Origin of the sequence: Aquirufa salirivi, assembly GCF_045310485.1 — a bacterium.
GTDB lineage: Bacteria > Bacteroidota > Bacteroidia > Cytophagales > Spirosomataceae > Aquirufa > Aquirufa salirivi.
In genome coordinates this window covers 338,220-363,964 of sequence record NZ_JBEWZH010000002.1, presented here as the reverse complement: position 1 = coordinate 363,964, position 25,745 = coordinate 338,220, and the positions used below count along the sequence as shown (strand labels likewise).

Below are 25,745 nucleotides of genomic sequence, written 5' to 3'. Positions count from 1 at the left end.
AAATTATAAACCGATGTTAATACCAAATGTGAATGATCTAGCTTGAGGGATAGTATTTCTTTCAATACCTGAAGCTAAGTTTGAATCTCCATTGGTTGAGATTTCTGGGTCAACACCTTTGTAAGGTGTCCATAGGAATAAGTTCGTTGCTTGTGCATAAAGACGTAAACTAGTGATTCCTAAACGACTCAAATCAGCTGGGATTTTATAACCTAAAGTAGCTGTTTGTAAACGTAAGAAATCTCCTTTTTGGATGTTCGCATCAATCAAGAAAGAAGAACCATTGGATACGTTATCTCCATAAACTGCACGAGGAATTTCTGTGATATCCCCTTCTTTTTTCCAAGAAGTCAACACATCCACTGAGTTATTCCAAACACGTTGGTCACGTAAACCCGCCTGAGATCCGTTGTAGATGTAGTTTCCTCCAGAGAAAGTAAAGTTCAATCCTAAATCAAAGCCACCATATTTCAAGGTGTTGTTAAATCCACCGTAGAATGTTGGTAAGGTGTTGCCTAAGATTTGTTGCTCCGAAGATGGAGAAGTTGTAGCCTTCCCATCTAAAGTAGTCCAAGCCAAAGCACCCCCTAAGTGTTGATACTGTACTTTAGTACCGTCTCTCTTGATAAAAATACGACGACCATTGGCAGGGTTAACACCTCCCGTTTTAACACCATAAATCTGCGCTGCAGAATATCCCACTTTCGTAATAGAAGTTGCCTCCAAACCTGAAGTATTCGTCAAAATTGGTGTATTAGCATCTACTAAGGAAGTTACCAAGTTTTCGTTAGTTGCAAAGTTCAAATTCGTATTCCAGCTGAATTTACCAGTATTGACTGGAGTAGCAGTAATAGCAAGCTCAAATCCTTTATTATACATCGCACCTACGTTAGCTAAAATGGAGTTGCCAGGAATACCTTTTGAAGGCGCCTGTGGCACGTTCAAAATCAAATTGTTGATATCCTTATAGTAGTAGTTAGCTTCTAATGTGATACGATCGTTTAAGAAACTTACATCAATACCTACGTTGGTTTGTGCTGAAGTCTCCCATTTCAAGTCCTTATTTCCAGCTTGGTTAAATGACAATGTAGGAACAGAACCATATAAACCAGAACCAAAGGTAGAATAAGAACCATAGGCATTCGGTACGTTACCATTACCTACTTTACCATAACTCGCTTTTAATCTCAAATTAGAAATAGTGTTTCCTAAGTCCATGCCTTTGAAGAATTCCTCCTCAGAAACTGTCCAACCAACAGATACTCCACCAAAGTCACCCCAACGGTTTTCAGAAGATAAGGCTGAGTTTCCATCACGACGAAGGTTACCACTGATAAAATACTTGCCTTTGAAGTTATAACTTAAGTTAGCGAAATATGCTTCATAAGACACTTGAGAGATAGCATTCCCAGCAGCCAAGTTAGTACCGAAGTTTCCTTGGAAATCAGTAAAGAAGAAATCGGCTAAGGTTTGGCGTTGAGCACCCCAAGTCAGAACTCGCGTTTTTTGCACATCTGAACCCACAACAGCCGAAATATTATGCTTTTCAGCCAAAGTAACATTATACTGTAAGGTATTAATCCAGTTCCAGTTATCCGAGCGCGCTGTATTATTGTATGCATCACCAGAAGTTGACCAACCATCACCATTGTATGGGTTAAAGAAACGAATGTTCTCTGTATTTCTACGATCCCATGAGTAAGAAGTCTTAGCATTTAAACCTTCTGCCAAACGAACTTCTGCACCAATGTTGGCGATCAAACGAGTGTTTTCGGAGGAAATCTTATCTAAATCTCTAACTACTGCCGCGTTAGGAAACTGGGCTGGTAATAAATTATTTAAACGACCTACTGTATTGTTTTCTAAATTATAAGTGCCATCTGGTAAATATGCGGGTAGGTTAGGAACCTGAGCCACTGCAATACGACCTAAACCTGATGTATTGAAAGCACCACCTGCATTAGAACCAGACATTGGGGCCTTGTTATATGTATTCGCATAATTGAAATTAGCTGTTAACTTCAACCATTTTGTAGCTTGGTGGTCCATATTAAAACGACCAGAGCGACGTTGAAAGCTATTATTTCTCAAGAAACCATCTTGATCAGAATATCCACCAGAAAAGTAATAAGTCGTTTTATCATTCCCACCAGAAATGGTCATATTATGATTTTGAGACACACTAGTTCGGTAAACTTCCTTGTACCAATCCGTATCAATTAAGCTTCCATCTGGATTATAATTCGGTAAGAATGATTTGTTCTCTGAATTACGTTGTGTAGAAGTAACCGCATTAGGATTCAATAATAAGGCATTACCAATCGCCATATTTTTATGATCCATGTATTGTTGTGCATTTAGCACATCGGGTAAACGAACCGCTTCGCTAATTCCCGCCCATGAATCAAAAGAAACTTTAGCTTTTCCTGATTTACCTCGTTTCGTGGTAATCAATAAAACACCCGCACCTGCACGAGAACCATAAATGGCAGCAGAGGCCGCATCTTTTAATACGTCGATGGACTCAATATCCGCTGGGTTAATATCGCCCAAGGGGTTATTGGTTGTTGAGTTTGAAGAAACGTTATCCGTACTGATAGGTATACCATCAATCACCACTAATGGGAACGAGCTCAATGATAATGAGCTAAGACCACGTACACGGATTACTGGAGGATTATTCAACAAACCGTTAGGCTGCGTGATGTTCACACCAGCTGCTTGACCAGTAAGCCCTTGAGAAAAACTTTGCACTGGTCTTTCCGCAATGGTAGCTGCTTTAATGGTCGAAGCAGAACCCGTAAATTCCGTTCTTTTCTTGGTACCATAACCGACTACGACTACCTCACTTAATTGCTTGTTATCGGATGCCAATTGAACATTTAGGACCGCACGATTTCCAACGGGAATTGTCTGGCTAGAATAGCCAACAAAACTAAACACCAAGGACGCTCCATCGGCGACCTGAATACTATATGAACCGTCAGCGGAGGTGGTTGTTCCCCGTGCGGAACCTTTAGCACTCACACTCACTCCAGGTAAGGCACTCCCATCGTCGGATGAGGTAACTTTACCCGTAATTTGCTTGTTTTGAGCTAGAAGTGAACTGAACACAGTAGTCACTAATACCCCAATGAGTAGTAGTTTTTTCATTTTTTTAGTTTGATAAATGAGAAATAAGTTAAAGACTTTCCACTTAAAAGCGTAAAAATCCGCTCATAAATTATATCACAACGCTCATATAAAAAAATGTTTTCAAGAATTTTAAACAAAAAAGAGGGGGCTTCTTTCGAAACCCCCTCTTAAAATAGGAATAATCTAAATTCGACTAGAATTTATCCCAATACAATTTTGTGGTTACAACGTCTCCACCAATGGCAGAAGCAGCAGCTGTATAATTAGCTCCGTTCAATGTCTGCTCATTAGCTGCATAAGTTAAACGCGTTGGGAAACCAGACTTTGCACCTACTGGAGCAGCAATCTTAGGTTGGTCTAAACGGCGAAGCTCTACCCATCCCTCGTAAGGTCTGTTGTATAAAGCAATCCACTTTTGAGTACCAATTTTTTGTTTCCAATCACCTGCAGCTGTCGTGTAAGCTACAGAAGCTTGAGCTAAATAAGCCGTAGCATCAGCAGCTGTACCACCCCAATAGATGATGGAAGCACGAATGGCGTTGTTGTAGTGAGATTCAGCAGTTCCTGCTACGTTAAATCCTCTTTCTTTTGCCTCAGCACGTAAGAATTCAGTTTCAACATAATCAGCTAAAACACATGGAGCCGAAGCGTCAATGATTTTAGTACCAGCACGAGAGAAATCAACATATGTATTTCCTTTTCCAACAATTCCACCAGCGTAAACACCAGCATTGTTTGGAGTAAAGAAAGCACTTGTACGTGGATCATTCCATCCTAATAATTTGTCCATCAAATCTTTGGCAGCGATATAGTCAGAACGACCACCTAATACGATATCCACATATAATGGATTTTGGTTAGGGGAAGCAGCCATATAAGTAAACAAACCATCATCTGCCGCAGAAGAGATAGCACCTGCATCAGAAGCTTCTACTGCAGATTTTGCAACAGATGCATCTACATCAGCCTGTACCATACCAATCTTCATACGAAGTGTGTTAGCAAATTTCAACCATTTGGCTACAGATCCCTTGTAAATCAAATCCTCACCCGCTGCAAAACCAGCAGCAGATGTATTGATTTTAGTAATATCTGCATTCAATCGATTGATTAAATCTGTAGAAACAGTTTTTGCATCATCGTATTTAGGAAATAAGATAGCGGGATTTAACGACTCAGAGTAAGGAATATTACCGAAAGTATTTACTAAAATACTATAAGTGTACACTTCCATGATATCGATAATCGCTAATTTATTTGCTTTCTCTGCTGGAAGTAAAGAAGCATCCGCATTGATCAATTTAGCAGACTCACGTAAATCCGCAATCACATCACGGTACATCGATGTCCACCAAGCTTGTGGAATAGCCCTAGTTGCAAAATCATACTGAGCCTCATCTTGATATGTTGACATAGCCCAATGACTCACGGTAAAACGGAATACATTCGTATTCACACTAGGAGAAGCTAAAGAACCAGAAATGGTCTTAACCGCATTCGAGAACAAGGTAGGTGCAGGTACTGCAGCTGGCCTTTTAGTCTCAATATTTAATTGAGAAATATCTTCTGTACAAGCCGATGCAAGGAGCAAAAGTGGCACAAAAATTAAAAATATTTTTTTCATCTTTATCAAATTTTAAGATAATTAGAATAATAATTTGATGTTAAATCCAATCGAACGAGTAGTTGGGTAAGCTCCCGATTGATTTCCTTGTAGGTTTCCTGAAGAAAGGTTTTCTTCTGGATCAGCATAAGGAACATATTTCTGGATGATCCATAAGTTTCTTCCGAAAATTGAAAGATCAACTCCTTTAACACCACCTAATTTACGTACAACTGAACTTGGTAAAGAGTAAACAATGTTTGCTTCTCTTAACTTGATGTAGCTAGCGTCGTAAACGAAAGCAGCTGCTGGATTTTGTGCATAACCAAAAGTACCGTAATCATTCTCAACACGAATCGTGTTAACAGAACCATCCGCTAAAACACCTGGCATAATAACACCACCACCTTCTGCAACTGGAGAACGAGATGGGTTTCCTTTATCATTAACAACCACTGACTCAGGATAAACACCTGTTGCTTGACCGTAGTATTGATCCAAAGAGAATACACTACCACCACGCTTCATATCAATCAAGAAGTTCAAAGTAACATTCTTATACTTGAATGAGTTGTTGATACCACCAATCCAATCTGGATTAACGTTTCCAATATTGTTCGTTGTTGTAGCAGTTACATCATAACGACCATTAGATTTCACTAATTTTTGACCGTTTACATACTTCCAAGTTTTACCTTGTAAAATACCATATGGTTGACCTACAGAAGCATTTAAACTAACACCACCTTGGAAAGTCGCTAATTGCAAGTTCTTGCTATCGTTGTACAAGCTCAATACTAGACTAGAATTCTTAGTCCAGTTCACATTCACATTCCAGGAGAAATCAGCTGTTTTGATTGGGCTAGCGTATAAGCTAACTTCAAAACCTTTGTTTTCAATGTTACCTGCGTTTACATAAGTACTAGAGAAACCTGTGGCAGATGAAACGGATGCCGGTAAGATTTGATCCAATGTATTCGTGTGATAATAAGTAAAGTCAAAACCTAAACGATTTTGCAAGAATGCCATTTCCACACCAATCTCCTTACTTTGAGTTTGCTCTGGTTTCAAGAATGGATTATTCTGAGTCGATGGAGCCGAGAACAAAATAGTTGAACCAAATGGATCTGGTTTGTCATATACGTTCTTGATTGATCCCCAAGGAGCATCATTACCAACCGTTGCATAGTTCATTCTCAATTTACCTGAAGTCAACCAAGGAAGATCTTCAATGTGGTGTGAGAATAACCAACTAGCTGAACCTGCATAGTATAAATACGCGTTGTTTGCCACTGGCAAAGTAGACGACTTATCCTGACGGATAGTTCCATCTAGGGTCAAGAAATCTTTGTAAGTGAAAGTTAAACCTCCAAAAACACCAAATACCTCACGTGGGTTGTAGTTTTCTGTCGGAGCAGAAACGGTACCTCTTGAGTTTGCGATTGAATATAAAGCCGGCACGATCAAACCACCATTGGTAGCGGAAGAGATAGAACGGATATACGATTTACGTAAGTTCAAACCAGCTAATGCTTTCAAATTCAAGCCAGTCAAAATGTCCTTATCAAAGTTACCCATCAAATCGTAGTTAAGCTCTTGGAAAGTACGATCAAAACGGCTGTAAGCTGGAACACCTTGGCTACCAACTGCAATACGCTCCTCTTGGAATTCATTATAAGTATCTACAGTAACACGACCCATGAAATTCAAGAAGTCAGCTGCTTTGTAGTTTACCATAGCATTTCCGAAAAGACGAGAACGAGTATCGTTCTGGTAGTTTTGGTAACGAGTCCAATAGTAGTTATCTGTATAGATAGGCTTCAAACCTGCTGCTGATGATGGATCAGACCAGTTCCAAGTTACGTTTTGTTGACTTCTGAAATAAGCTTCTTTTTGCTCTAAGATATCTACGTTAGTTTGATACCACTGACGGAAGTTTTGGTTAACGTTCAATCCACTATAACCAGAACCATAACGGCCTTTTCCTTCAATAACTGAGAAGTTAGCTGCAGCAGATGCTGTCACTTTCTTCGAGATATTGTAAGAACCAGCTAAGTTCATAATATTCTTAGTCACGTTTGAGTTGGGTAAAGTACCACGCTCATCATTACGCGTATAACCTAATTTGAATGTACCTTGATCTGTAGCTCCATCTAATTGAACGTTGACGTTATTAGAAATAGCTGTCTCATAAAATTTAGCTGGAGTATTGTTAGCAGCTACATAAGGCTTCGCTTTCAAGTAGTTTGGACCAGCTGGATCAAATGAATCCCATTGGTAAACCATTAAAGCAGGATTAAACTTAGTACCATATGAAGCATCTTCTGCTGTATTGATTACTAAATCTTTAGTTCCATCACCATTGGCATCAAAATACAAGAAACCATCTTTTTGATATGGATCTGAGTAACCAGCACCATATTGGTTTTGGTAAGTAGCAAAAGTAGATTTGTCGATAGTTCCAACAGTTAAACCTGCATTAACAGTCAATCCCAAACCTTTTTTAGCTTTCTTCGATGTAATCATGATAACACCGTTCGATGCACGAGAACCATATAGAGCTGTTGCAGCTGCACCTTTCAATACCGTCATTGACTCGATATCATCTGGGTTAATGTCCGCTGCCGCGTTACCGTAGTCATAACCACCACGACCAGTCTGTTGGTTAGTCGTATTTTTATTGGTATTGTCTACTGGCACACCATCTACTACAAATAAAGCCTGGTTATTACCAGTTAAGGACTTATTACCACGAATAACCACGTTGGTTGAACCACCGATTGCGTTACCTTGAGTAATTTGAAGACCTGCTACTCTACCTGACAATGCAGAAAATGCATTACCTGTTCTAACACGAGTTAATTCATCTCCTTTTACCTGCTGAGCAGCATAAGGTAATGAGTTTTTAGTACGTGTTAAACCTAAGGCTGTTACAACTACTTCACTCAATTCTGCTGCATCAGCTACTAACACAACGTTGATTGCGCTTTGACTTCCTACAGAAATTGTTTGAGGCTTGTAACCAACAAAGGAGAACTGAAGAGCCGCTCCGTTGTCAATACTGATTTTGTAAGAACCGTCTGCGGTGGTTGTAACACCACGCGAGGTACCTTTAAGGCTAACACTAACGCCTGGTAGCGCAGTGCCATCCTCTGAAGCAGTTACTTTACCGGTAACCACCCTTGATTGGGCTAGTAACGAACTGCACGCAGTCGTTACTAGTGCCATCACTAGTAAGAGTTTTTTCATGTTGATTAGTTTATTTAATGAAAAAATAATTTGAAAACATTGGCAAATTATAAATTTTCCAATAGATACCAAAGAAAATTGCGTACAAACACAACTTTACAAGCTAAAAAGCGTTATAGAGCGCAATTTGACAAAATTAGATTTTGAATTTTTCCGAGGATAATTAATTCTACTCTATTTTATATTAAAAAATTACAAAATTTCCATTAAATAAATTGATTCAAAACAAGGACTCCGATGAGCCCAACAATAGAAACGATACTTTCCATGAGTGACCAAGAGCGAATTGTCTCTTTGACTGAAAGGTTAAAGTATTCTTTAAATAACCAGAAGCCCGTATCATTGACATGTGAAAACATGAGACTTCCTGCACCTATGCTCAATACCATTAAGTTAGGATTGACTAAACCCGTAGAAACAATTGGATAAATCATGCCGGCTGCTGTTAATCCTGCAATGGTAGCAGAACCAACACAAACACGTATAATGGCTGCCATGAGCCAACCTAATACCAAAGGAGGAAAAGGTAAAGTTTGTAAATAGCCCGCTATTTCCTTACTTACACCAGAAACCAGCAATACTTCTTTCAAAGATCCAGCACCTGCAATAATTAATAATATCATGGCTACATCTTTTACCGCATCGGTATAAATGAGCATGATTTCTTCCATTTTTTTACCCATGCGTAAACCCAAAGTATAGGTTGCCACACAAATCGCAATCAACATCACCATGGATGGGTCGGCAATTAAATGTATCAATGGAGTCAGAGCCGAACTTTTATCGATTTTTAAATCCGCTAAAGTGGTTACAACCAACAGAAATACAGGAAATAAGGCCGTAATGAAACTGGAAGCTCTGCTAGGTAATTGAGATTCAGGAATCGGTTCCCCTTGAAATGCTTTTAATGAACGTATGGGTAAATGAGTTAAGGTTTTAGAAAATATCGGTCCTGCACATATGATAGCTGGAATGGAAACAATGATTCCATAAAATAAAGTAGTTCCCATATTAGCGTCAAACTGAGCCACCAAAGCTGCAGGGGAAGGATGCGGAGGCAGAAAACCATGGGCCACCGATAAGGAGGCCATCATAGGTATTCCAGTCACTAAGGGATGCAATTTGAATTGATGCACCAAGGCAAATATCAATGGAATCATTAATACGAAGCCTACATTGTAGAATAAGGGAATTCCAATGATAAATCCGGTAAGCATTAAGCCCCAAGCCATGTTTTTTTGACCAAAAGCTTGGATTAAACTGCTTGAAATTTGCTGAGCTGCTCCACTACTCGCTACCAGTTTCCCTAACATAGCTCCCAAAACAATGATGGTAACTAATGAGCCTAGGGTATCCCCTATTCCTTTTTGAACAGATTTGGCTAATTCACCAAGAGGTAAACCGAGTAAATAGCCGGTAGTTAAACTGATGATTAAAAATGCAATAAACGCATTAATCTTTTGATAAGTAATTAAAAAAACCAAAAGGCAAATACATAAAACGACAATGGCGATAGTCATAAGGTATGATTATGGAGTGATTAAATGGAGTCATTGAATTATTAGCAAAAGCTTATTTTTTCTTCAAAATACTCCATTTAATTCCAAATATATAGAATGCTTCCTATATTTCAGCATGCTGGCCTAGAATGCCGCGAAATCAAACCTATCTTTCTTAAAATCCTCTTTTAAAAATCGCCATAAGTATCTTCCAAATATTTTTGCATCACGAGAATGTCTTCTTTAGAAGTTAAATCAGGTACATTTTCTGCCAATGGAATGGCAAAAAACCCTTGGCCTTCTCCTTCTCCAAATAAAGCGACCGAAGTAGGTAATTCCTTTTCGTTTCTGACTGAGTGAAATGGTGTTTTTGCTAAATAAGGCAAAAATGTAGCTGCTTCAAAAACAAAAATATTCATACTCACCCCCAAACGACCTTGCTGGGCCATTAATTCCTCGGCTTGTTGTGCCGTAGGTTTTTCAATAATTTCCAACAAATACCCTGCTTCATCCGTACGAATCAAGGCAAAAGCTGAAATCCTTTCAGCTGGATACAATAAACTATCTCGATGATACGAAATCAAAGCTTGAGCATGGTCTGTGGACCAAAGTGTTTTCAGCGCATTAACAGAATATAAATTGTCTGAATTACAAACAATCACTCGACCATTTTGCCAATTAGCATGTTGCATTAAGGCCTGGTAAACCGCATCAGCTGTTCCAGCAGGTTTTTCACGGTCAGCAGGAATTTGTTGACGAGCAAATACGATTTTTAAGCCCCAACAAACATCACGAGACATTAAATCCTCGCAATACTCCTGCGTAATTTGATCTGTAGGATGCAATAATAACAACACTTCCTCAATCCCTGCTAAATGAGCATTATACAATTGGTAATCAATTAATGTCTTTCCATTTTTCCCTACTTGAATCATTCCTTTGGTAACCGAATTGGCTTGAGCCACCAAACTAGGATCTAAGTCACTACCTTCGGAAAGAGCCTTCTTCATGCGTGAAGCCATTCCACCTGCTAAAATCAATAATCTCTTTTTCATGTCTTGTATTAATAAAACAAACTTTCTTTTTCTACTTTAGTACCTTCGTCAACTCGAATGATGTAGGCCTTTCCTCCCTCTTTTTCAATAGCTTCTACTACTTTTTCTGGATGATTGGGTGCATAAGCAAACATACAACCTCCGCCTCCCGATCCATTTATTTTCGCCCCTAATGCACCAACATCCAAAGCGGCTTGAATCATTCGATCAATTTTTGAAGTAGAAATTTTCTTGTGTTCGCGCAAATTTACTTGATGTCGATTCAATAAGTCCCCTAATTTTTCATCGCTCCATTTTGATTTCCCTTCAAACATACCTTTGGCTTCCAATAATATATTACGATCAGAGATATTGGCTTGTAATAAGATCCATTCATCTGCTGTCAAAATAGATTGATAAGCTAAACAATCCTCCAAACTCGCTTTTTCTAAATCAAATTCAGGGTTTACTTCTTGGATTTTTTCCAATCCACTCAACATGCCAAACTTCACGTGAGCTAATATCTTCAAGGTATCTTTCGCTTCCAAAGAATCTCCTAAAACAAAAGTACCTAAATCTCGGGCATAGGTTTCAATAGCAATTTTAGGTTTACTTTCCAAATAAATCACATTACCTACTGCTGTGGAATATTGATCCATCATGCCACCAGGCTCGGTAAATTCCAACACCTCTGCTTCGTAAGTTATTTCCCCAATTTCTTTCTGTGTGGCAGGTATTTGGTACATTTCACACAAAAATTTCACCCAAGAAACAAGCATGGCAGAGGAACTTGAGGTTCCTGAGTTAATCGGAATATTGCCTCTCACTTCAATCTCTAGGCCTTTAGCAAGAGAATGCCCTTTTCGATGTAAGACATTACAAACGCTTTTAAAATAATCCCGTTCTTTAGTATAAACCAAAGGGAAATCCAATTCAAATTCTTCAACTGAATCAATATCCGGCAAGGAAAATCGTACTGTCTTATCAGGTCGAAATTGACCTTTCATCTGTATTCTTTTTGAAATGGCAGCGGCAATAACGGGTAATCCTAAATAATCTTGATGTTCGCCGAACAAACAAATCCGACCGGGAGTAGAAACAATCATGCTTAAATTTAATGTAAAACAAAAGTACAAATTAGATTTAAAAAAATACCTTACCTTTGAAACACTTAAATACTATCGATGATTACGAAGCGCATCCCATCCGTCGATTATTTCCGAGGCTTTATCCTCTTTCTTCTTGCTGCGGAAAGCACTGATTTATACCATAATCTGGGTAATCTATTCCCTGATAACTTTCTCATTACCCAGTTTTTCCATGTTAAATGGCAGGGCTTGCATTTCTGGGACTTAATTCAACCCGGATTTATGATGATTGCTGGGGCAGCCTTGTATTTTTCTACCTACAAAAGATTAGACAATGGAGATACCTACCTGACGCTTTGGCCAAAAGTGTTAAAACGTTCCTTATTGTTATTCTTGTTTGGTACAGGTTTGCATTGCCTAGGAAAAGAGAAGCTCGTTTTTGAATTATGGAATGTGCTTACTCAGCTGTCTGTAACCACCATCATTGCCTTTTTCCTTTTACGTTTTTCTATTCCTCTACAAATCGCCGCTTCATTACTTTTACTTTTACTTTCACATAGTTTATACGTCTTTAGTGATATTCCTGGATACAATGAACCTTATACTCCCGACAAGAATTTTGGATCGTATATGGATATGCTATTAATGGGGAAATTAAGTGGTGGACATTGGATCGCTATTAATTGCATTCCCACCGCGGCGCATACCATTTGGGGCGCATTAATTGGAAGAATCATTCATCGAAGCACTTCCCATCAAATTATAATCCGAACTTTACTTGGACTAGGCATTTTAGGCATCTTCGTTGGTTATGGGCTTGATTTTGCCGGTATACCGATTATCAAAAGAACAGCAACGCTTTCCTTCACATTGGCCTCTGGTGGGTGGATATCTTTGATGATGGCTGCTTTTTACTTGAATTGGGAAAGAAGTAAACCTATCTTACCTGCCCCAGAATATATTTTATCCTTCGGTAAGAATTCCATCTTCATCTATTTGTTTTTTGAATCGGTAGGTCCCCAATGGCTAAATAAAGCTTCATTTGTATTTGTTGGTGGTTTTTTAGAGAAAATTCATATCACTGAAAATATCGCTGAATTAGTGAATTCTCTGGTAGTTTTAGGTATCATTGGAGGAATTGCTGTTTGGCTAGACAAGCATAAAATCTATATTTCTTTGTAGTAACGAACAACGTTGTCAAGGTTTAAAACCTTGCCAACGTTGTTTTAAACTACCCCAAAAAAACAAAAAAAATCCCTTCATTAGCTTCTACTAGTTGATAATCTTCTTATTTATCCAACTTGTTCATATAATCAAACTTATATGCCCACGTTTGCGCAATATTGAAAGCTTTGATTTTGGCTTCCTCAGCCTTTGGACCTTCAAATAAAGTATCAATCGTTTGAGTAAATAATAAAATCCAATGTTCAAAATGGGCCTTGGTGAGTGGAACTATTTGATTCACTATTAAATGTGGTTGCATGGGAGCCCCTTTATAGGAATGACCATCCAACAAAAGCATTTCCCAGAAGTCATACATTTTAGGCAAATGATGATCCCAGTCTACCTGCATAACATCTAGAAATATATGCCCTACCAGATCATCCGATGTCATACTCTTATAAAAAGCGTTGACAAATGTCTTTATATCTTCTTTAGTAGTAATATCGCTTTTACTCATGTGTCTTGATGGTTTGAATCAACCAAGATCCTACTTTTTGTCCCTGTTTTGCCCCTTCATCTAAAGCTGGCCAAAAATGAATTCCACCGTAAAGTCGACTTATCGAGGCTTCATCTGAAGCTTGGATGAAAGATGTAAATTTTCTTGGTGGTAATCCATAAGGAATTTCTGTGGAATCATTAAATGCCACATTTTCTCCAAAAAGTTTGGTTAAAACCACCGCAGCTGAACGAGAAATAGTGCTATGACCAGATGTATATTCTGGGAATGGAGGTGTTTGTAAGACAGGCATCCATGTTTTATCAATCGAAGCATTGATGACCGTTTCTGGTCGAATTCGAATCGAGCGATACTTTTCATCCCAGCAAGAAATAAAACCATCAAAAATAGCAATGGAAGTTAAGGCAAAAGCTTCTGCTGTTTGGATGTAATTCTTCTTTAATTGCTTGGATACTTGCCCAGCAATTCCCAACCAATGCCCACCTGGGGACATCTTTTTGGTTGCAAACATGGCATGCCCTGTAATATTCATTTTGAATGGATTACAATCCCAAAAATTAGCAATATCACGTTGTTCATTCGTCAGATTCTTCACTGTTTCATAAGCCTGAATGACTTCCTTGTAATAAGGACTTCCTTTAGTCAAATCAAATTTACTGGGCTCAGGAGCTCTGAATTGGGCAGATGAATCTAAAACCGCTGGTCGAATCTTAGTCCAATAGGGTTCTACGGCATCAATGTAAGCTGGTGGAGTAGGAGTCCATGTTCCTGGCAAATTAGTCACTGTAAATCGGAATCCCCTGGTTTGTTTGTAATTATCCTTTGACGCATATTTCATAATCGATTCTGCCACAGAATCTCCAAACGCGATCGAACGATCATATACATCATCTGGAATACCAATTTTCCTATAATCTGCTTCTAGTTTTTTATCAAATTCATCATAAAGTTCTTGGGCGAATGTCAATTTTTTACCCACTGCCAAATAGGCCCTCACTGATGCTAAAGGAAAGCAATATTCCTCTCCTGGGTTTGGTTGGGCTACTTTCTCAAAGCCATTGAGTTGACCTACGAACGATTTATAACCCTTATTTCCATGAACTGCTGCTTCATAACCCGCAATGCTGGCATACATATAGATTCTAGCTGATACAGGCGGAGCAAAAATATCATGTATGATACTCTCCGTGAGCATAATTTCTGAACGAATCAAAAAATCTGGATTAGCAGCTTCCTCTTGATAATTCAAGTTGTCCGATTTACAAGCAGTAAACCATAGAGCAACAAACAAAACGACATATCTCTTCATTGGGCTTATTTTTCAAAGGACAAATATACCAATACTTATAATTAGAATGGAAACATTGACCAAAATCAGCTAATAGCTGCTTCAGCTGCCATCCGACCCGAGGCAAATGCAGCTTGTAAGGAAGGATATTGGGTATAATCTCCCGTTAGAATAATACCTTTTTTATGAGCTTTCTGCTTGATAAACTTCCAAAAACCTTGCTTGGGTAGAGATTCTGGTATCGAATAAGCCTTTAAAAATTTCCAATTCAATTTTTCCTGACCTACATATTGTCCTAATTCCTTTAAGACCTCATTTTCTGTAATTTCTGTTTTCAACGTTGTAACAGAAATCAATTCCTTTCCTGCTGGAGCCCATTTTGGATTAACCTTACTTAAACAAGCGAAATGCAAAATATTTGAACCCTCTCCCTTAGGGACCAAGTGCAAAAGTTTCCCTTCATTTGGAAAAGAATCTGCAGAAAAATAAAAGGTCTTACTTTGCAAAATCGCTCCTTTCGCTAATGGAATGTCCAATAAATACGCTGCGGCTGTTGGATTGGCTGCCAAAATGATTTTAGAACAAGCAATTGTTTCCCCATTTTTCAAAACTACTTTCCCTTCTTGAAGACTTTCCACTTCCATATTCAAGTGCACCGAGTCCTCTGGCAAAGCTTTCAACAATTGATTTGAAATAGCTCCCATACCTGCTGTTGGGATGGCAGCTCTACCTTCCAAAAATTGTTTTAGATAAAATACGAATAAAGAAGCCGGCTGAGATAGTGTTTCATCGAGGAAAATTCCATAAAAAAATGGCTTTAAAAATCCATCTTGGAATGTTGGAGAAAAATGAAGCGAATGGATATACTCCATGGCTGTCATTGTACTCTTTGATAAAGGTTTTGAGTCCAATTGAATTTTTAACCAAAGTCTTGCTAGTTTAACTACATCTGGAATATTGATCATGCCATCACCTAAGGCTCTAAGAATAGAGAATGAATCATGCCATGGACTGTAAAATGGATGCCAAGTATTTTCTTTCCATACATATGCACCAGAATCAAAATAAGATAAATCCAAATCAGGTAAGCGTAGACTTTGTTGAACTTCTGGATAAGAAGTTTGCAAAACTTGAAATCCATGATCCAATATAAAACCTTGAAAATGTTCACTTTGCACTCTACCCCCTACATGAGCTTGTTTTTCAAGTAAGACAAATGGAATTTCTGCCTCATGCAACACATTCGCTGCTTGTAAGCCTGCAATACCCGCTCCTATTATGACGATTGGTTTCATGATAAATTTATATTTAAACAAACTCTTTGAACTTACAAAAGTTTAAAGTCTTTTTTATTACTTTGCATATTAAATGATTCCCTGGAATGAATTACAAAATTAAGGAGGAAAACGATTATCACTACATCGACGAGGGTAAGGGGGAAATTTTATTGATGTTACATGGGCTTTTCGGAGCATTAAGTAACTGGGAAGGTGTCATATCTTACTTCAAATCTAATTACCGCATCATTATACCGCTTATGCCGATTCATGACATGCCCATCAAAGAGGCTGGATGTGAAGGCTTAACCGAATTTATAGAAGATTTTGTTGCATTCAAACAATTGGATAAATTCAGCTTGATAGGAAATTCTTTGGGAGGACATGTGGCTTTAATTTACACACTTAGGCATCCAGAGAAAGTACAAAGACTCATTTTAACCGGTTCGTCGGGGCTTTTTGAAAATTCCATGGGAGGATCTTATCCCAAGCGTGGGAATTACGAATACATCAAAGAACGAGTAGAATATACTTTCTATGACCCTAAAACGGCCAGTAAAGAATTGGTCGATGAGGTTTTTGAAATTACCAATAGCATACCTAAAGTAATGCGCATCATTGCCATTGCTAAATCAGCGCAAAGGAATAATATGGCCAAAGATATTGTCCGTATTAACACCCCTACTTTGTTAATTTGGGGATTAAACGATACTATTACGCCTCCGCAAGTTGGACACGAATTCAATCAATTAATTCAAGGTTCAGAACTTCAATTCATTGATCAATGTTGTCATGCTCCGATGATGGAAAGACCTGATGAATTCAATGCCATTTTAGATAAATGGTTACAAAAAACGAAAGTTTAGCTATGCTAGTCTTATCCTATTTATCCTTTGACTATCCCACGCTTTCCTTGCAAGATAGCCTTCAAAAGGCCTTAAAGGTAATTGAAGGGCACAAAGTTCCCGCATTAAGTGTATTAGATGGTAAAAAATGGGTAGGTAACACTACTGCTTTACAAATTTCTCAGCAGTTAAGCCAAGCAGCCAAATTGAAAGATATTCAATCGGAATTTCAAAGCGATAAATTGGAATTGGAAGAAGATATTTTAGCCAGCCTACCTCTCTTTGAAAGTACAGGATTTAGTTTACTTCCTGTAGTTAATGATGAAGGGAATTGGATGGGTTATATTCATCAGGATGTGATAACCACCATGTTCATCCAATCAGGATTTTCGGGAAGAAATGGAGGCATGTTACGTATTCCTTTTCATATTCAACGGGATTCCATGAGTGTTATCATGCGTATCATTGAAGAAAATAAAGGCCTCCTGGTGCGTAGTTTTTTTCATCGTTCCGAAAAAAATCCGCAATCCTTGCCTGAATGGGTAATACAAGTACAGACTGATCAATTTTCTCAAATGGTAAAGAGTCTTGAACGTCATGATATTGCCATTGAAAAAGCGTTTGCGTTTGGACAACAAGAAGATGTAGATCAAATGCGATTTGATTTACTTTTAAAATACTTAAACCCTTAGTTTTGAGTCTACGAATCGCCATACACGGAAAACCATTTACAGGTGAAACCAAAAGCCTGATGGAGAACTTATGGGCAGACATTCAGTCAAAAAATTGCCAAATTACCTTATCCGAAGTTTTTAAAGCGCACTTATTAGAGCATGGGTTTGATGTAAACTCCATTCCCACATATGATTCCACAGAGGGACCCGATCAAGTGGATATGGCTTGGAGTATTGGTGGAGATGGGACATTATTGGAAACCTTAACCCATATTGGCCATAAAACCACACCCATATTGGGTATCAATACAGGTAGATTGGGCTTTTTAGCTACCATTTCCCCTCAAGAAGTTTCTCAAGCCTTGGATTTTTTAATTGAAGGTAATTACCGCGTAGAGGAACGCGGTTTGGTGGAAGTAAAATCTGACGTAGATTTGTTTGAAAATAAATCTTTTGGACTCAATGAGGTAGGGATTATGAAAACAGATACCTCATCCATGATCGTTATAAAAGCTTATGTAGATGGAAAATACCTAAACTCCTATTGGGCAGATGGTTTAATCGTATCTACGGCTACAGGCTCTACAGGCTATTCTTTGTCTGTCGGTGGCCCATTAGTAATGCCCACGTCTGACATCTTCATCATTGCACCTATGAGTCCACACAACCTAAATGTGCGTCCATTAGTTGTTTCAAGTAATACCCATTTACGATTTGAAGTAAGTAGCCGAAGTCAAAACTTTTTGATTTCCATCGATTCCCGTTCGAAAGTGGTGGATAGCCAGTTTAGTATTGAAGTTCAAAAAGCTCCATTTCCTGCTAGATTAATTAAAATCCCGGGAGACGACTTCCTTCAAACTCTCAGAAATAAGTTGAATTGGGGATTGGACGCTAGGAATTAAATGATAAGTTATAAATTATAAGTTATGAATTATAAATGGGGTGTGTCAAACATTGCTTAAGTTAGTATTTGACACAGTATATTGAGCATATTCATAAAGTCTTTATAATCTATAATTTATACCTTATAATTTATAATTTATCATCTTCTTTAGCTCATTTAATTTCAACAAAGCTTCAATCGGAGAAAGTGAATTAACATCCAATTTTTCTAATTGATCATTAATCTCTTTTAGTCCAGCTGGAATTTCAGCACCAAAAAGGCTTAATTGATAATTTACCTTGGGCATATCTTTGAGTTTTTGATCATGGTCTTCCTTGATGTGATCTTTTTCCAAATGCCTTAATATTTCATGGGCACGAAGCACCAATGGGGTAGGCATTCCTGCCATTTGAGCCACATGAATTCCAAAACTATGAGCTGAACCACCTGGCAATAACTTCCTTAAAAAGATGATTTTATTCCCCATTTCCTTCACAGATACATGGAAGTTCTTTATCCGAGGGAAATCATCTGCCAATTGATTTAATTCATGGTAATGCGTAGCAAAAAGCGTCTTAGCGCGACTCTTAGGATGATTGTGCAAATGCTCGGCAATGGCCCAGGCCATTGAAACCCCATCATACGTAGAAGTTCCTCGACCAATTTCATCCAACAATACCAGAGATTTGCTCGACAAATTATTCAAAATAGCCGCCGTCTCCGTCATCTCCACCATGAAGGTAGATTCTCCTTTGGACAAATTATCTGATGCCCCGACTCTTGTAAAAACTTTATCAACCAATCCGATTGTTGCGGCATTGGCAGGAACAAAAGATCCCATTTGGGCCATTAATACGATCAGAGCGGTCTGACGAAGTAAAGCAGATTTTCCTGCCATATTGGGCCCAGTAATCATGATGATTTGTTGGGACTCATTATCCAGATATACATCATTAGGCACATATGCTTCACCAACTGGCAAGTACTGTTCTATCACAGGATGACGACCTTCTTTAATATCAATAATATCAGTATCGAGCAATTCAGGCTTGACATAATGATTTTTTTGTGCGGTGGTCGCAAAACTCTGCAAGACATCCAAAGTAGCTATACCTTGAGCATTCACTTGAATCAGTTCCAAATACTCCATCGCTTCACGTATCAACTCTTGAAAAATCCCATACTCAATTTGAGAGATCCTATCCTCAGCCGTTAGAATTTTTTCTTCGTAAACCTTCAGCTCATCGGTAATATAGCGTTCGGCATTCACTAAGGTTTGCTTCCTGATCCACTCTGGGGGAACCCGATCTTTATGGGAATTGGTTACTTCTAAATAATAACCAAAAACTTTATTGTAAGCTACTTTTAAAGAAGATATACCTGTACGCTCTATTTCTCTTTTTTGTAGGTCTTGTAAGTATTCTTTCCCATGGGAGGATAACAAATGGAGTTCATCCAACTCAGCGAGAAAACCTGTTTTAACAATACCTCCTTGATGTGCTAACATAGGAGCATCATCACGTAGCGCTAGCTCTATTTTATCAACTAATGTGCTACAAGGGTTTAATCGATCGGCCCATTTTTTTAAACTTCCTTGGCTATTATCCCACAATAACTCCTTGATTAAAGGTATTTGTTGTAAGGCTTTTTTCAATTGTACCAGCTCGCGCGGATTGATTCTACTGGCTGCCACTTTGGAAATTAAGCGCTCTAAATCGCCAATAGGCTTTAAATAGCTCAGCAATAAATCCAGTAAATCTTGGTTTTGGACTAATTCGCCAACACCTGACTGACGATCTTGAATTTCACTCAATTGCTTCAGTGGAAGTACCATCCATTTTCGAAGCAAACGAGCACCCATGGCAGTCAGCGTTTGATCCATTAAGGAAATCAAAGGTACACCGCCCTCTTGGGATGGATGAATCAATTCTAAATTTCGAATGGTAAATCGGTCTAGCCAAACAAATTTATCTTCCTCAATGCGCTGAATGGAAGAAATATGGGCCACTTGTTTATGTTCGGTTTCTGCCAAATAATGAAGAATAACACCTGCCGCAATGATGCCCAAAGGCATTTCTTCAATGCCAAAACCCTTTAGATTTTGGGTTTTAAAATGTTGCGTTAATAATGGATAGGTAAAATCATAGGTAAATATCCATTCCTCTAAACTGAAGGTGTGAAATTGATCTCCAAATGAATCTACAAACTGATTTCTGAACTTTTTGGGGTACAGAATTTCAGCGGGCAAAAAACTTTGAATTAACTTTTGAATGTAGGCCAAAGGCCCTTGAGAGCACATATATTCTCCCGTAGAAATATCCAACAAAGCCAATCCATACACGTTTTGCGCACTTGATGGAAAGGCCATTGAAGCCACATAATTATTTCTTTTATTATCTAATACTTGATCATTAAACGATACGCCGGGTGTAACTAATTCAGTTACCCCGCGTTTCACGATACCTTTCGCTTCAGCAGGGTTCTCTAATTGATCGCAAATTGCTACTCGCTGACCAGCACGAACTAATTTAGGCAAGTATACATCCAAGGAATGATAGGGAAAACCGGCTAAGTGATCATCCGCATTTCCATTGTTTCGGCGCGTTAAAACAATACCCAATATTTTGGAGGCTTTGACGGCATCTTCCCCGAAAGTTTCATAAAAGTCCCCTACCCTAAATAGCAAAATTGCTCCAGGATACTTGGCTTTTATCTGATTAAATTGTCGGGAAAGTGGAGTTTCCCCTTTTTTCAAAGGTTCTTGTCCATCTGCTGCTTTTCTGGCCAAACTAGAATGATATAAAGGTTGTAAAAATAAGAATTTTGCCCGAATTATGACAGCTTATTCTCGGAATTAGGCCAAGGAAAAAATCAAAATTTGAACGAAACAATGACAAAAAAATCATTTTTGTTATAAATCAACCCATTTGCTCATTTTTCATTTCCCGCTTAATAAATCCAGGAAAAACAATGTGGCAATAAACGCGTCAAAATCCGTATTAACGCTATTTTCAGGATAAGAAAATTAGAAATTGAAAAAATATTTACCTATTTTGCCAAATAAATTCGAAACCCATAACTATGATTAATTCTTCCATATACATCAAATCTCAGCAAGAGGTTTTTGATGTGGTGATTGTTGGTTCAGGTGCTGGTGGTGGTATGGCTGCCCATATGCTAACCAAAGCTGGAGCTAAAGTCTGTTTATTAGAAGCAGGTCAACCTTATGACCCCGCTGATCCGAAAAACATTACCCAATTAAAATGGCCATATGAATCTCCTCGCCGTGGGGCTAATACCACACGACCATTTGGTGATTTTGATGCTGCCTACGGTGGTTGGGATATTGAGGGTGAACCTTACACGCGTAAAGAAGGAACTAAATTTGATTGGTTCAGATCTCGTATGGTGGGTGGTAGAACGAATCACTGGGGACGTATTTCTTTGCGTTTTGGACCAGATGATTTTAAAAGAAAAAGTATTGATGGTTTAGGTGACGATTGGCCAATTGGCTACGATGACGTGAAGCCATATTACGATAAAGTAGATCGCTTAATTGGTGTATTTGGCACCAATGAAGGTTTAAGAAATAATCCAGACGGTATTTTCTTACCTCCTCCCAAAGCTCGTTTGCACGAATTAATGATTAAAAAAGCGAATAAGGCCATTGGTATCCCAACCTATCCTTCTCGTCTTTCTATTTTAACTAAGCCCATAAATAATGAACGTGGCCAGTGTTTCTACTGTGCACAATGTTCTAGAGCTTGTCAGGCTTATGCCGATTTCTCTTCATCCTCAGTTTTAGTCAAGCCGGCAGCTGCCACAGGAAATTTGACTTTATTGCCTTATGCGATGGCCAGAGAGGTAATGACTGATCCAATCTCAGGATTGGCAACAGGAGTTTCTTACGTTCATACAGGTACTTTACAAGAGTATTCTGTAAAAGGTAAAATTGTTGTTTTAGCAGCATCAGCTGGAGAAACTGCTCGTTTATTATTAAACTCAAAAAGTTCTCGTTTCCCGAATGGTATTGCCAACTCGAGTGGTGTAGTTGGTAAATACATCAATGACTCAACTGGTGCTTCTCGCTCTGCTATTATTCCATCCTTATTTGATCGTAAAACATACAATGAAGACGGAGTAGGTGGTTCTCATATTTACTCACCATGGTGGGGAGACAATAGTAAATTAGATTTCCCAAGAGGTTACCACATCGAATACGGTGGTGGTATGGGTATGCCTAGCTACGGTTTTGGTTGGGGAATTGAGGGATTAAATGGTCGTGAAAACTTCACCCGTGATGGTTTGAAAAAAGCAGCTGGTGGATATGGAGCAACCTTGAAAGAAGATTACCGTCGTTTCTACGGTTCTTATGTCAGCTTTGCTGGTCGTGGAGAACCTGTACCAAGAGAAGATAACTATTGCGAAATAGACCCGAATGTAGTTGATAAATATGGTATTCCTGTATTACGTTTTAATTACAAATGGAGTGATTACGAAATCAAGCAGGCAAAGCACATGCAAGACACGTTTGAGCAAATTATTGATGCCATGGGTGGAAAGGCAATGGGTAAAAAACCAGGCGCAGATAGCAATTATGGATTAGCCGATCCGGGTCGTATTATCCACGAAGTAGGAACGGCTCGTATGGGTAATAATGCGAGTACTTCTGTCGTCAATTCCAACTGCCAAGCACATGATGTGAAGAACTTATTCTTAGCCGATGCGGCGCCATTCGTTTCTCAAGGAGATAAGAATGCCACATGGACTATCCTAGCTCTTTCGATGCGTACTTCAGAATATATTATTGATCAACGTAAAAAAGCCAATTTATAATGAAAAGAAGAGATTATTTAAAAAATATCGGCTTAAGTTCATTGGGCTTAGCTGCATTGAATCCTCAAGTAAAAGCCATGGAGGCTTTAGAAGGAGCACTCGATCCAAAAAAAGTAGCTCCGTTAAAAGTTCCCAATGGTAGAACCATGGATGAAGCAGAACGTGATGCCAAATTGATGGCAGAAAAGTTCTTAAACGTACATGAATTGGCTACCATTACCGTCTTGTCTGATATCATCATTCCTACGGATGGTAAATCGGGAAGTGCTTCACAAGCTGGGGTCACTAAATTCATTGAGTTTATTGTTAAAGATAAACCAGAATTTAAAACACCTATGCGTGGTGGTCTAAGATGGTTAGACGGAGAATCCAAGCGTCGTTTCAGTAAATTATTTACCGAAATTACTCCCAAACAACGCATCGAAATTGTAGAAGACATTGCTTATCCTGAAAAAGTAAAACCTCAGTTTTCCCAAGGAGTTAATTTCTTCACTTTGATGAGAAATTTAACTGCTACAGGTTTCTATACCTCCAGAATTGGTTTAGATGATTTAGCTTATAAAGGAAATACACCCAACGATTGGAAAGGTGTTCCTGATGAAGTTTTAAAGCAATACGGTTTATCTTACGATGATTAAACACTCCGATTTATACCTTAAACCGGACATTTTCAAACATATTCCTCAATTAGTGGCGGGTGTCAGTACCCGCCACGGAGGAAAAAGTCAAGCTCCTTATCATTCCCTAAACCTAGGAGTACATACAGACGACCAAACAGAAATCATTCTAGAAAATATTACTCTTTTATGCCAATCATTAGGCATAAAGCCCCAGTATTTAGCTAGGTCTTTTCAGACCCATCAAGATCTTATTTGGGAATGCCAACAACCTGATTATCAAAGTGGATATGATGCCATCATCAGTTCGCAAGCAAATATTTATTCAGCAGTAGGCATAGCCGATTGCTGCCCCGTTATTCTAGTGGATCCTGAGCAAAAAATTACCGCAGCCATTCATGCGGGATGGAAAGGTTCCTTATTAGGAATCGTTCCCAAAACAGCCAATTTATTACTCAGCAAATACCAAAGTCAAGCCAAAAATCTATTGGCCTATATAGGCCCTTGCATTAGTCTACAACATTTTGAAGTGGGAGATGAAGTAGCAGCTCAGTTTCCGGAGACTTGTAAACAAAAGTTTTCTGATAAATGGCATGTGGATTTAAAGCAATACCAAGCTTTGCAGTTAGCTGAATTAGGTATTTCTCAAATAGAAATTTCACCTTGGTGCACAGTTGAGCACAATGAACATTTTTTCTCCCATAGAAAAGAGCAAGGTTTGACGGGTAGAATGTTAGCTTTTGTTGGATTTAAATCCTAATTATTAATCAAGTATTTGGAATCTCAAAACTTGAAATAAATCAAATATACGTCCCTATAGAGCTCTTATGCCCATTTATTTCTACAAATTATCTACAAACTGATAATGTAATCTTAGGCTATTGACTTTCCTTTTGTAATTAGGACATTTTTTTGAAATTGCCTTCGAAATAATTCAATCACCCTAACCCTAATTACAATGAAAAAGTTAAAATTAACCCTGACTGTTTTAGAAAACAGAGATGCTTCTTTCGGAGGATCAAACGAGGTCGCCCTAGCTGGTTCGACATGCACTTGTACTTGTACCTGCTGCAAATCAAACAATGATGCTCCAGCGGAAGCAACAGCCTAATTGGATAAATGGGTAGAGAGATTCTCTACCCATTTTACAAAAATACCTACCCACATATGAAAACGACAATACCCCACCAAGCCATATTTTGTGGTCCAGATACGCTATACATTGTAAATGGAGATCAGAACCTGATTGAGATTCATGGTGAATCTACTCCATTGATTAAAGAAATACTGAAAGGGATACACCAAAAAGTTTCTTTGGAAAGTATTTACCAAAGTCATCAAGCAGAGTTTGGGCATGATAATGAAACATTTCAAGAATTAATTTCTTGGATGAAGGAAAAACAAGTAATCCTACAATCTAAAAATTCTCAAACAATAAAAATTCATGTCCTCATTGACGCTAAGTTTTCAGATCAATCTCCTTCCCTCATTAGCTCACTGAATGAAGTAAGCCAAAAATCGATAGAATACACCCTAGAGGACAATGTAAAGGCGGCGGATTTAATACTCTTTTGGGGTTCCTTATTTACTCACCGTAATAGTATAAAAGAACTTGCCCAGCTAAGTTATGAAGCTAAAATACCCCTATTATACGTTGACATAGATAGCTCATCCTTTACCCTTGGGCCTATTTTTTCTCCTGAATTATTAAGCCCTTGCTTGAACTGCTATGCAGATCGAAAACAAGTACAATTGAAAAATCCAAAAGCCTTTTCAATTCTACAAAAAAAACAAAATCAAGAGTATATCTATACTCCCCTAGTCAAGAATAAGAAGTATTTCACCGCATTGGCCAATTTCATTCACGAAGAATTACACCAATATATTTTATCGGGTTTTACGTATTCCCCATTAATAGGCCAAAGTTTTGTGATGACAGGCAGTCCTATTGAAGTACAAAAATTCAAAATCCTTAAAGTTCCCCATTGCCCTATTTGCAGCCAAAGGAATCAATCCATGACATTCAATATATAAAT

19 protein-coding genes are annotated in these 25,745 nt (G+C 38.4%); 9 read left to right on the top strand and 10 right to left on the bottom strand.

All coding sequences use genetic code 11. The features are described from left to right. Nucleotides 1–3: 3 nt before the first annotated feature. The 6 genes from U0R11_RS03885 to U0R11_RS03860 all read right to left on the bottom strand — a co-directional run bounded on the left by U0R11_RS03885 (nt 4) and on the right by U0R11_RS03860 (nt 11,626). The gene (locus tag U0R11_RS03885) at nt 4–3,153 is read right to left on the bottom strand and encodes a SusC/RagA family TonB-linked outer membrane protein (RefSeq protein WP_406749894.1); all 3,150 of its coding nucleotides are present in this window, start codon (nt 3,151–3,153) and stop codon (nt 4–6) included. Nucleotides 3,154–3,328: 175 nt separating this feature from the next. Then, nucleotides 3,329–4,759 carry a SusD/RagB family nutrient-binding outer membrane lipoprotein gene (locus U0R11_RS03880; RefSeq protein ID WP_406749893.1) on the bottom strand — a complete coding sequence of 477 codons (1,431 nt, stop codon included), beginning with the start codon at nt 4,757–4,759 and terminating at the stop codon, nt 3,329–3,331. 21 nt (nt 4,760–4,780) lie between these two features. Then, the gene (locus tag U0R11_RS03875; protein WP_406749892.1) at nt 4,781–7,987 is read right to left on the bottom strand and encodes a SusC/RagA family TonB-linked outer membrane protein; all 3,207 of its coding nucleotides are present in this window, start codon (nt 7,985–7,987) and stop codon (nt 4,781–4,783) included. Between the two features lie 206 nt (nt 7,988–8,193). Beyond that, on the bottom strand, nt 8,194–9,507 hold the full coding sequence (locus U0R11_RS03870) for a gluconate:H+ symporter (RefSeq protein ID WP_406749891.1): 1,314 nt from the start codon (nt 9,505–9,507) through the stop codon (nt 8,194–8,196). A gap of 167 nt (nt 9,508–9,674) precedes the next feature. Next, nucleotides 9,675–10,541 (bottom strand): sugar phosphate nucleotidyltransferase, encoded by an 867-nt coding sequence (locus tag U0R11_RS03865; protein WP_406749890.1) that lies wholly within the window; start codon nt 10,539–10,541, stop codon nt 9,675–9,677. Between the two features lie 8 nt (nt 10,542–10,549). Continuing rightward, a complete protein-coding gene (locus U0R11_RS03860; RefSeq protein ID WP_406749889.1) occupies nt 10,550–11,626 on the bottom strand; it encodes a GHMP family kinase ATP-binding protein in 1,077 nt (358 codons plus the stop codon). A gap of 78 nt (nt 11,627–11,704) precedes the next feature. On the opposite strand from U0R11_RS03860, the gene U0R11_RS03855 reads away from it, so the two are divergent. After that, nucleotides 11,705–12,790, top strand: coding sequence for a DUF5009 domain-containing protein (locus U0R11_RS03855; protein WP_406749888.1), 1,086 nt, complete (start codon nt 11,705–11,707; stop codon nt 12,788–12,790). A gap of 106 nt (nt 12,791–12,896) precedes the next feature. Here U0R11_RS03855 and U0R11_RS03850 read toward each other — a convergent pair whose 3' ends face one another. The 3 genes from U0R11_RS03850 to U0R11_RS03840 form a co-directional block, all read right to left on the bottom strand. Continuing rightward, nucleotides 12,897–13,289 carry a group III truncated hemoglobin gene (locus U0R11_RS03850; protein ID WP_406749887.1) on the bottom strand — a complete coding sequence of 131 codons (393 nt, stop codon included), beginning with the start codon at nt 13,287–13,289 and terminating at the stop codon, nt 12,897–12,899. Continuing rightward, nucleotides 13,282–14,598 (bottom strand): vanadium-dependent haloperoxidase, encoded by a 1,317-nt coding sequence (locus tag U0R11_RS03845; RefSeq protein WP_406749886.1) that lies wholly within the window; start codon nt 14,596–14,598, stop codon nt 13,282–13,284. Before U0R11_RS03845 ends, U0R11_RS03850 begins: the two co-directional genes overlap by 8 nt. 65 nt (nt 14,599–14,663) lie before the next feature. Further along, nucleotides 14,664–15,872 carry an NAD(P)/FAD-dependent oxidoreductase gene (locus U0R11_RS03840; RefSeq protein ID WP_406749885.1) on the bottom strand — a complete coding sequence of 403 codons (1,209 nt, stop codon included), beginning with the start codon at nt 15,870–15,872 and terminating at the stop codon, nt 14,664–14,666. 86 nt (nt 15,873–15,958) lie between these two features. On the opposite strand from U0R11_RS03840, the gene U0R11_RS03835 reads away from it, so the two are divergent. From U0R11_RS03835 to U0R11_RS03825, 3 genes are read left to right on the top strand one after another with little or no spacing between them, the layout of a single operon-like run. Next, a complete protein-coding gene (locus U0R11_RS03835) occupies nt 15,959–16,720 on the top strand; it encodes an alpha/beta fold hydrolase (protein WP_406749884.1) in 762 nt (253 codons plus the stop codon). A 2-nt stretch (nt 16,721–16,722) separates the two neighbouring features. Then, complete coding sequence (locus U0R11_RS03830) at nt 16,723–17,391, top strand: hypothetical protein (RefSeq protein ID WP_406749883.1); 669 nt, start codon at nt 16,723–16,725, stop codon at nt 17,389–17,391. A gap of 2 nt (nt 17,392–17,393) precedes the next feature. After that, nucleotides 17,394–18,275, top strand: coding sequence for an NAD kinase (locus tag U0R11_RS03825; protein WP_406749882.1), 882 nt, complete (start codon nt 17,394–17,396; stop codon nt 18,273–18,275). 123 nt (nt 18,276–18,398) lie between these two features. On the opposite strand, the gene mutS is transcribed toward U0R11_RS03825, so the two are convergent. Further along, on the bottom strand, nt 18,399–21,044 hold the full coding sequence (gene mutS, locus U0R11_RS03820) for a DNA mismatch repair protein MutS (RefSeq protein WP_406749881.1): 2,646 nt from the start codon (nt 21,042–21,044) through the stop codon (nt 18,399–18,401). Nucleotides 21,045–21,337: 293 nt separating this feature from the next. On the opposite strand from mutS, the gene U0R11_RS03815 reads away from it, so the two are divergent. From U0R11_RS03815 to U0R11_RS03795, 5 genes are all read left to right on the top strand, one after another. Then, entirely contained in the window at nt 21,338–23,092 is a 1,755-nt protein-coding gene (locus tag U0R11_RS03815) for a GMC family oxidoreductase (RefSeq protein ID WP_406749880.1), read from the top strand. Then, complete coding sequence (locus U0R11_RS03810) at nt 23,092–23,730, top strand: gluconate 2-dehydrogenase subunit 3 family protein (protein ID WP_406749879.1); 639 nt, start codon at nt 23,092–23,094, stop codon at nt 23,728–23,730. The genes U0R11_RS03815 and U0R11_RS03810 overlap by 1 nt, the downstream gene beginning before the upstream one ends. Beyond that, on the top strand, nt 23,723–24,469 hold the full coding sequence (gene pgeF, locus U0R11_RS03805) for a peptidoglycan editing factor PgeF (RefSeq protein ID WP_406749878.1): 747 nt from the start codon (nt 23,723–23,725) through the stop codon (nt 24,467–24,469). The genes U0R11_RS03810 and pgeF overlap by 8 nt, the downstream gene beginning before the upstream one ends. A gap of 198 nt (nt 24,470–24,667) precedes the next feature. Further along, the gene (locus U0R11_RS03800; RefSeq protein WP_161566853.1) at nt 24,668–24,820 is read left to right on the top strand and encodes a hypothetical protein; all 153 of its coding nucleotides are present in this window, start codon (nt 24,668–24,670) and stop codon (nt 24,818–24,820) included. Nucleotides 24,821–24,876: 56 nt separating this feature from the next. Beyond that, nucleotides 24,877–25,743: a TOMM precursor leader peptide-binding protein gene (locus U0R11_RS03795; protein WP_406749877.1), complete on the top strand. Its 867-nt coding sequence runs from the start codon at nt 24,877–24,879 to the stop codon at nt 25,741–25,743. The last annotated feature ends 2 nt before the right edge of the window (nt 25,744–25,745 follow it).

Bases quoted from the DNA above. Each gene is read 5' to 3' on its own strand.
- U0R11_RS03865 (WP_406749890.1), bottom strand. From the start codon at position 10,541: ATGAAAAAGAGATTATTGATTTTAGCAGGTGGAATGGCTTCACGCATG.
- U0R11_RS03880 (WP_406749893.1), bottom strand. From the start codon at position 4,759: ATGAAAAAAATATTTTTAATTTTTGTGCCACTTTTGCTCCTTGCATCG.
- U0R11_RS03845 (WP_406749886.1), bottom strand. From the start codon at position 14,598: ATGAAGAGATATGTCGTTTTGTTTGTTGCTCTATGGTTTACTGCTTGT.
- U0R11_RS03885 (WP_406749894.1), bottom strand. From the start codon at position 3,153: ATGAAAAAACTACTACTCATTGGGGTATTAGTGACTACTGTGTTCAGT.
- U0R11_RS03850 (WP_406749887.1), bottom strand. From the start codon at position 13,289: ATGAGTAAAAGCGATATTACTACTAAAGAAGATATAAAGACATTTGTC.
- U0R11_RS03835 (WP_406749884.1), top strand. From the start codon at position 15,959: ATGAATTACAAAATTAAGGAGGAAAACGATTATCACTACATCGACGAG.
- U0R11_RS03830 (WP_406749883.1), top strand. From the start codon at position 16,723: ATGCTAGTCTTATCCTATTTATCCTTTGACTATCCCACGCTTTCCTTG.
- pgeF (WP_406749878.1), top strand. From the start codon at position 23,723: ATGATTAAACACTCCGATTTATACCTTAAACCGGACATTTTCAAACAT.
- U0R11_RS03860 (WP_406749889.1), bottom strand. From the start codon at position 11,626: ATGATTGTTTCTACTCCCGGTCGGATTTGTTTGTTCGGCGAACATCAA.
- U0R11_RS03875 (WP_406749892.1), bottom strand. From the start codon at position 7,987: ATGAAAAAACTCTTACTAGTGATGGCACTAGTAACGACTGCGTGCAGT.
- U0R11_RS03855 (WP_406749888.1), top strand. From the start codon at position 11,705: ATGATTACGAAGCGCATCCCATCCGTCGATTATTTCCGAGGCTTTATC.
- U0R11_RS03800 (WP_161566853.1), top strand. From the start codon at position 24,668: ATGAAAAAGTTAAAATTAACCCTGACTGTTTTAGAAAACAGAGATGCT.
- U0R11_RS03840 (WP_406749885.1), bottom strand. From the start codon at position 15,872: ATGAAACCAATCGTCATAATAGGAGCGGGTATTGCAGGCTTACAAGCA.
- U0R11_RS03870 (WP_406749891.1), bottom strand. From the start codon at position 9,507: ATGACTATCGCCATTGTCGTTTTATGTATTTGCCTTTTGGTTTTTTTA.
- U0R11_RS03815 (WP_406749880.1), top strand. From the start codon at position 21,338: ATGATTAATTCTTCCATATACATCAAATCTCAGCAAGAGGTTTTTGAT.
- U0R11_RS03795 (WP_406749877.1), top strand. From the start codon at position 24,877: ATGAAAACGACAATACCCCACCAAGCCATATTTTGTGGTCCAGATACG.
- U0R11_RS03810 (WP_406749879.1), top strand. From the start codon at position 23,092: ATGAAAAGAAGAGATTATTTAAAAAATATCGGCTTAAGTTCATTGGGC.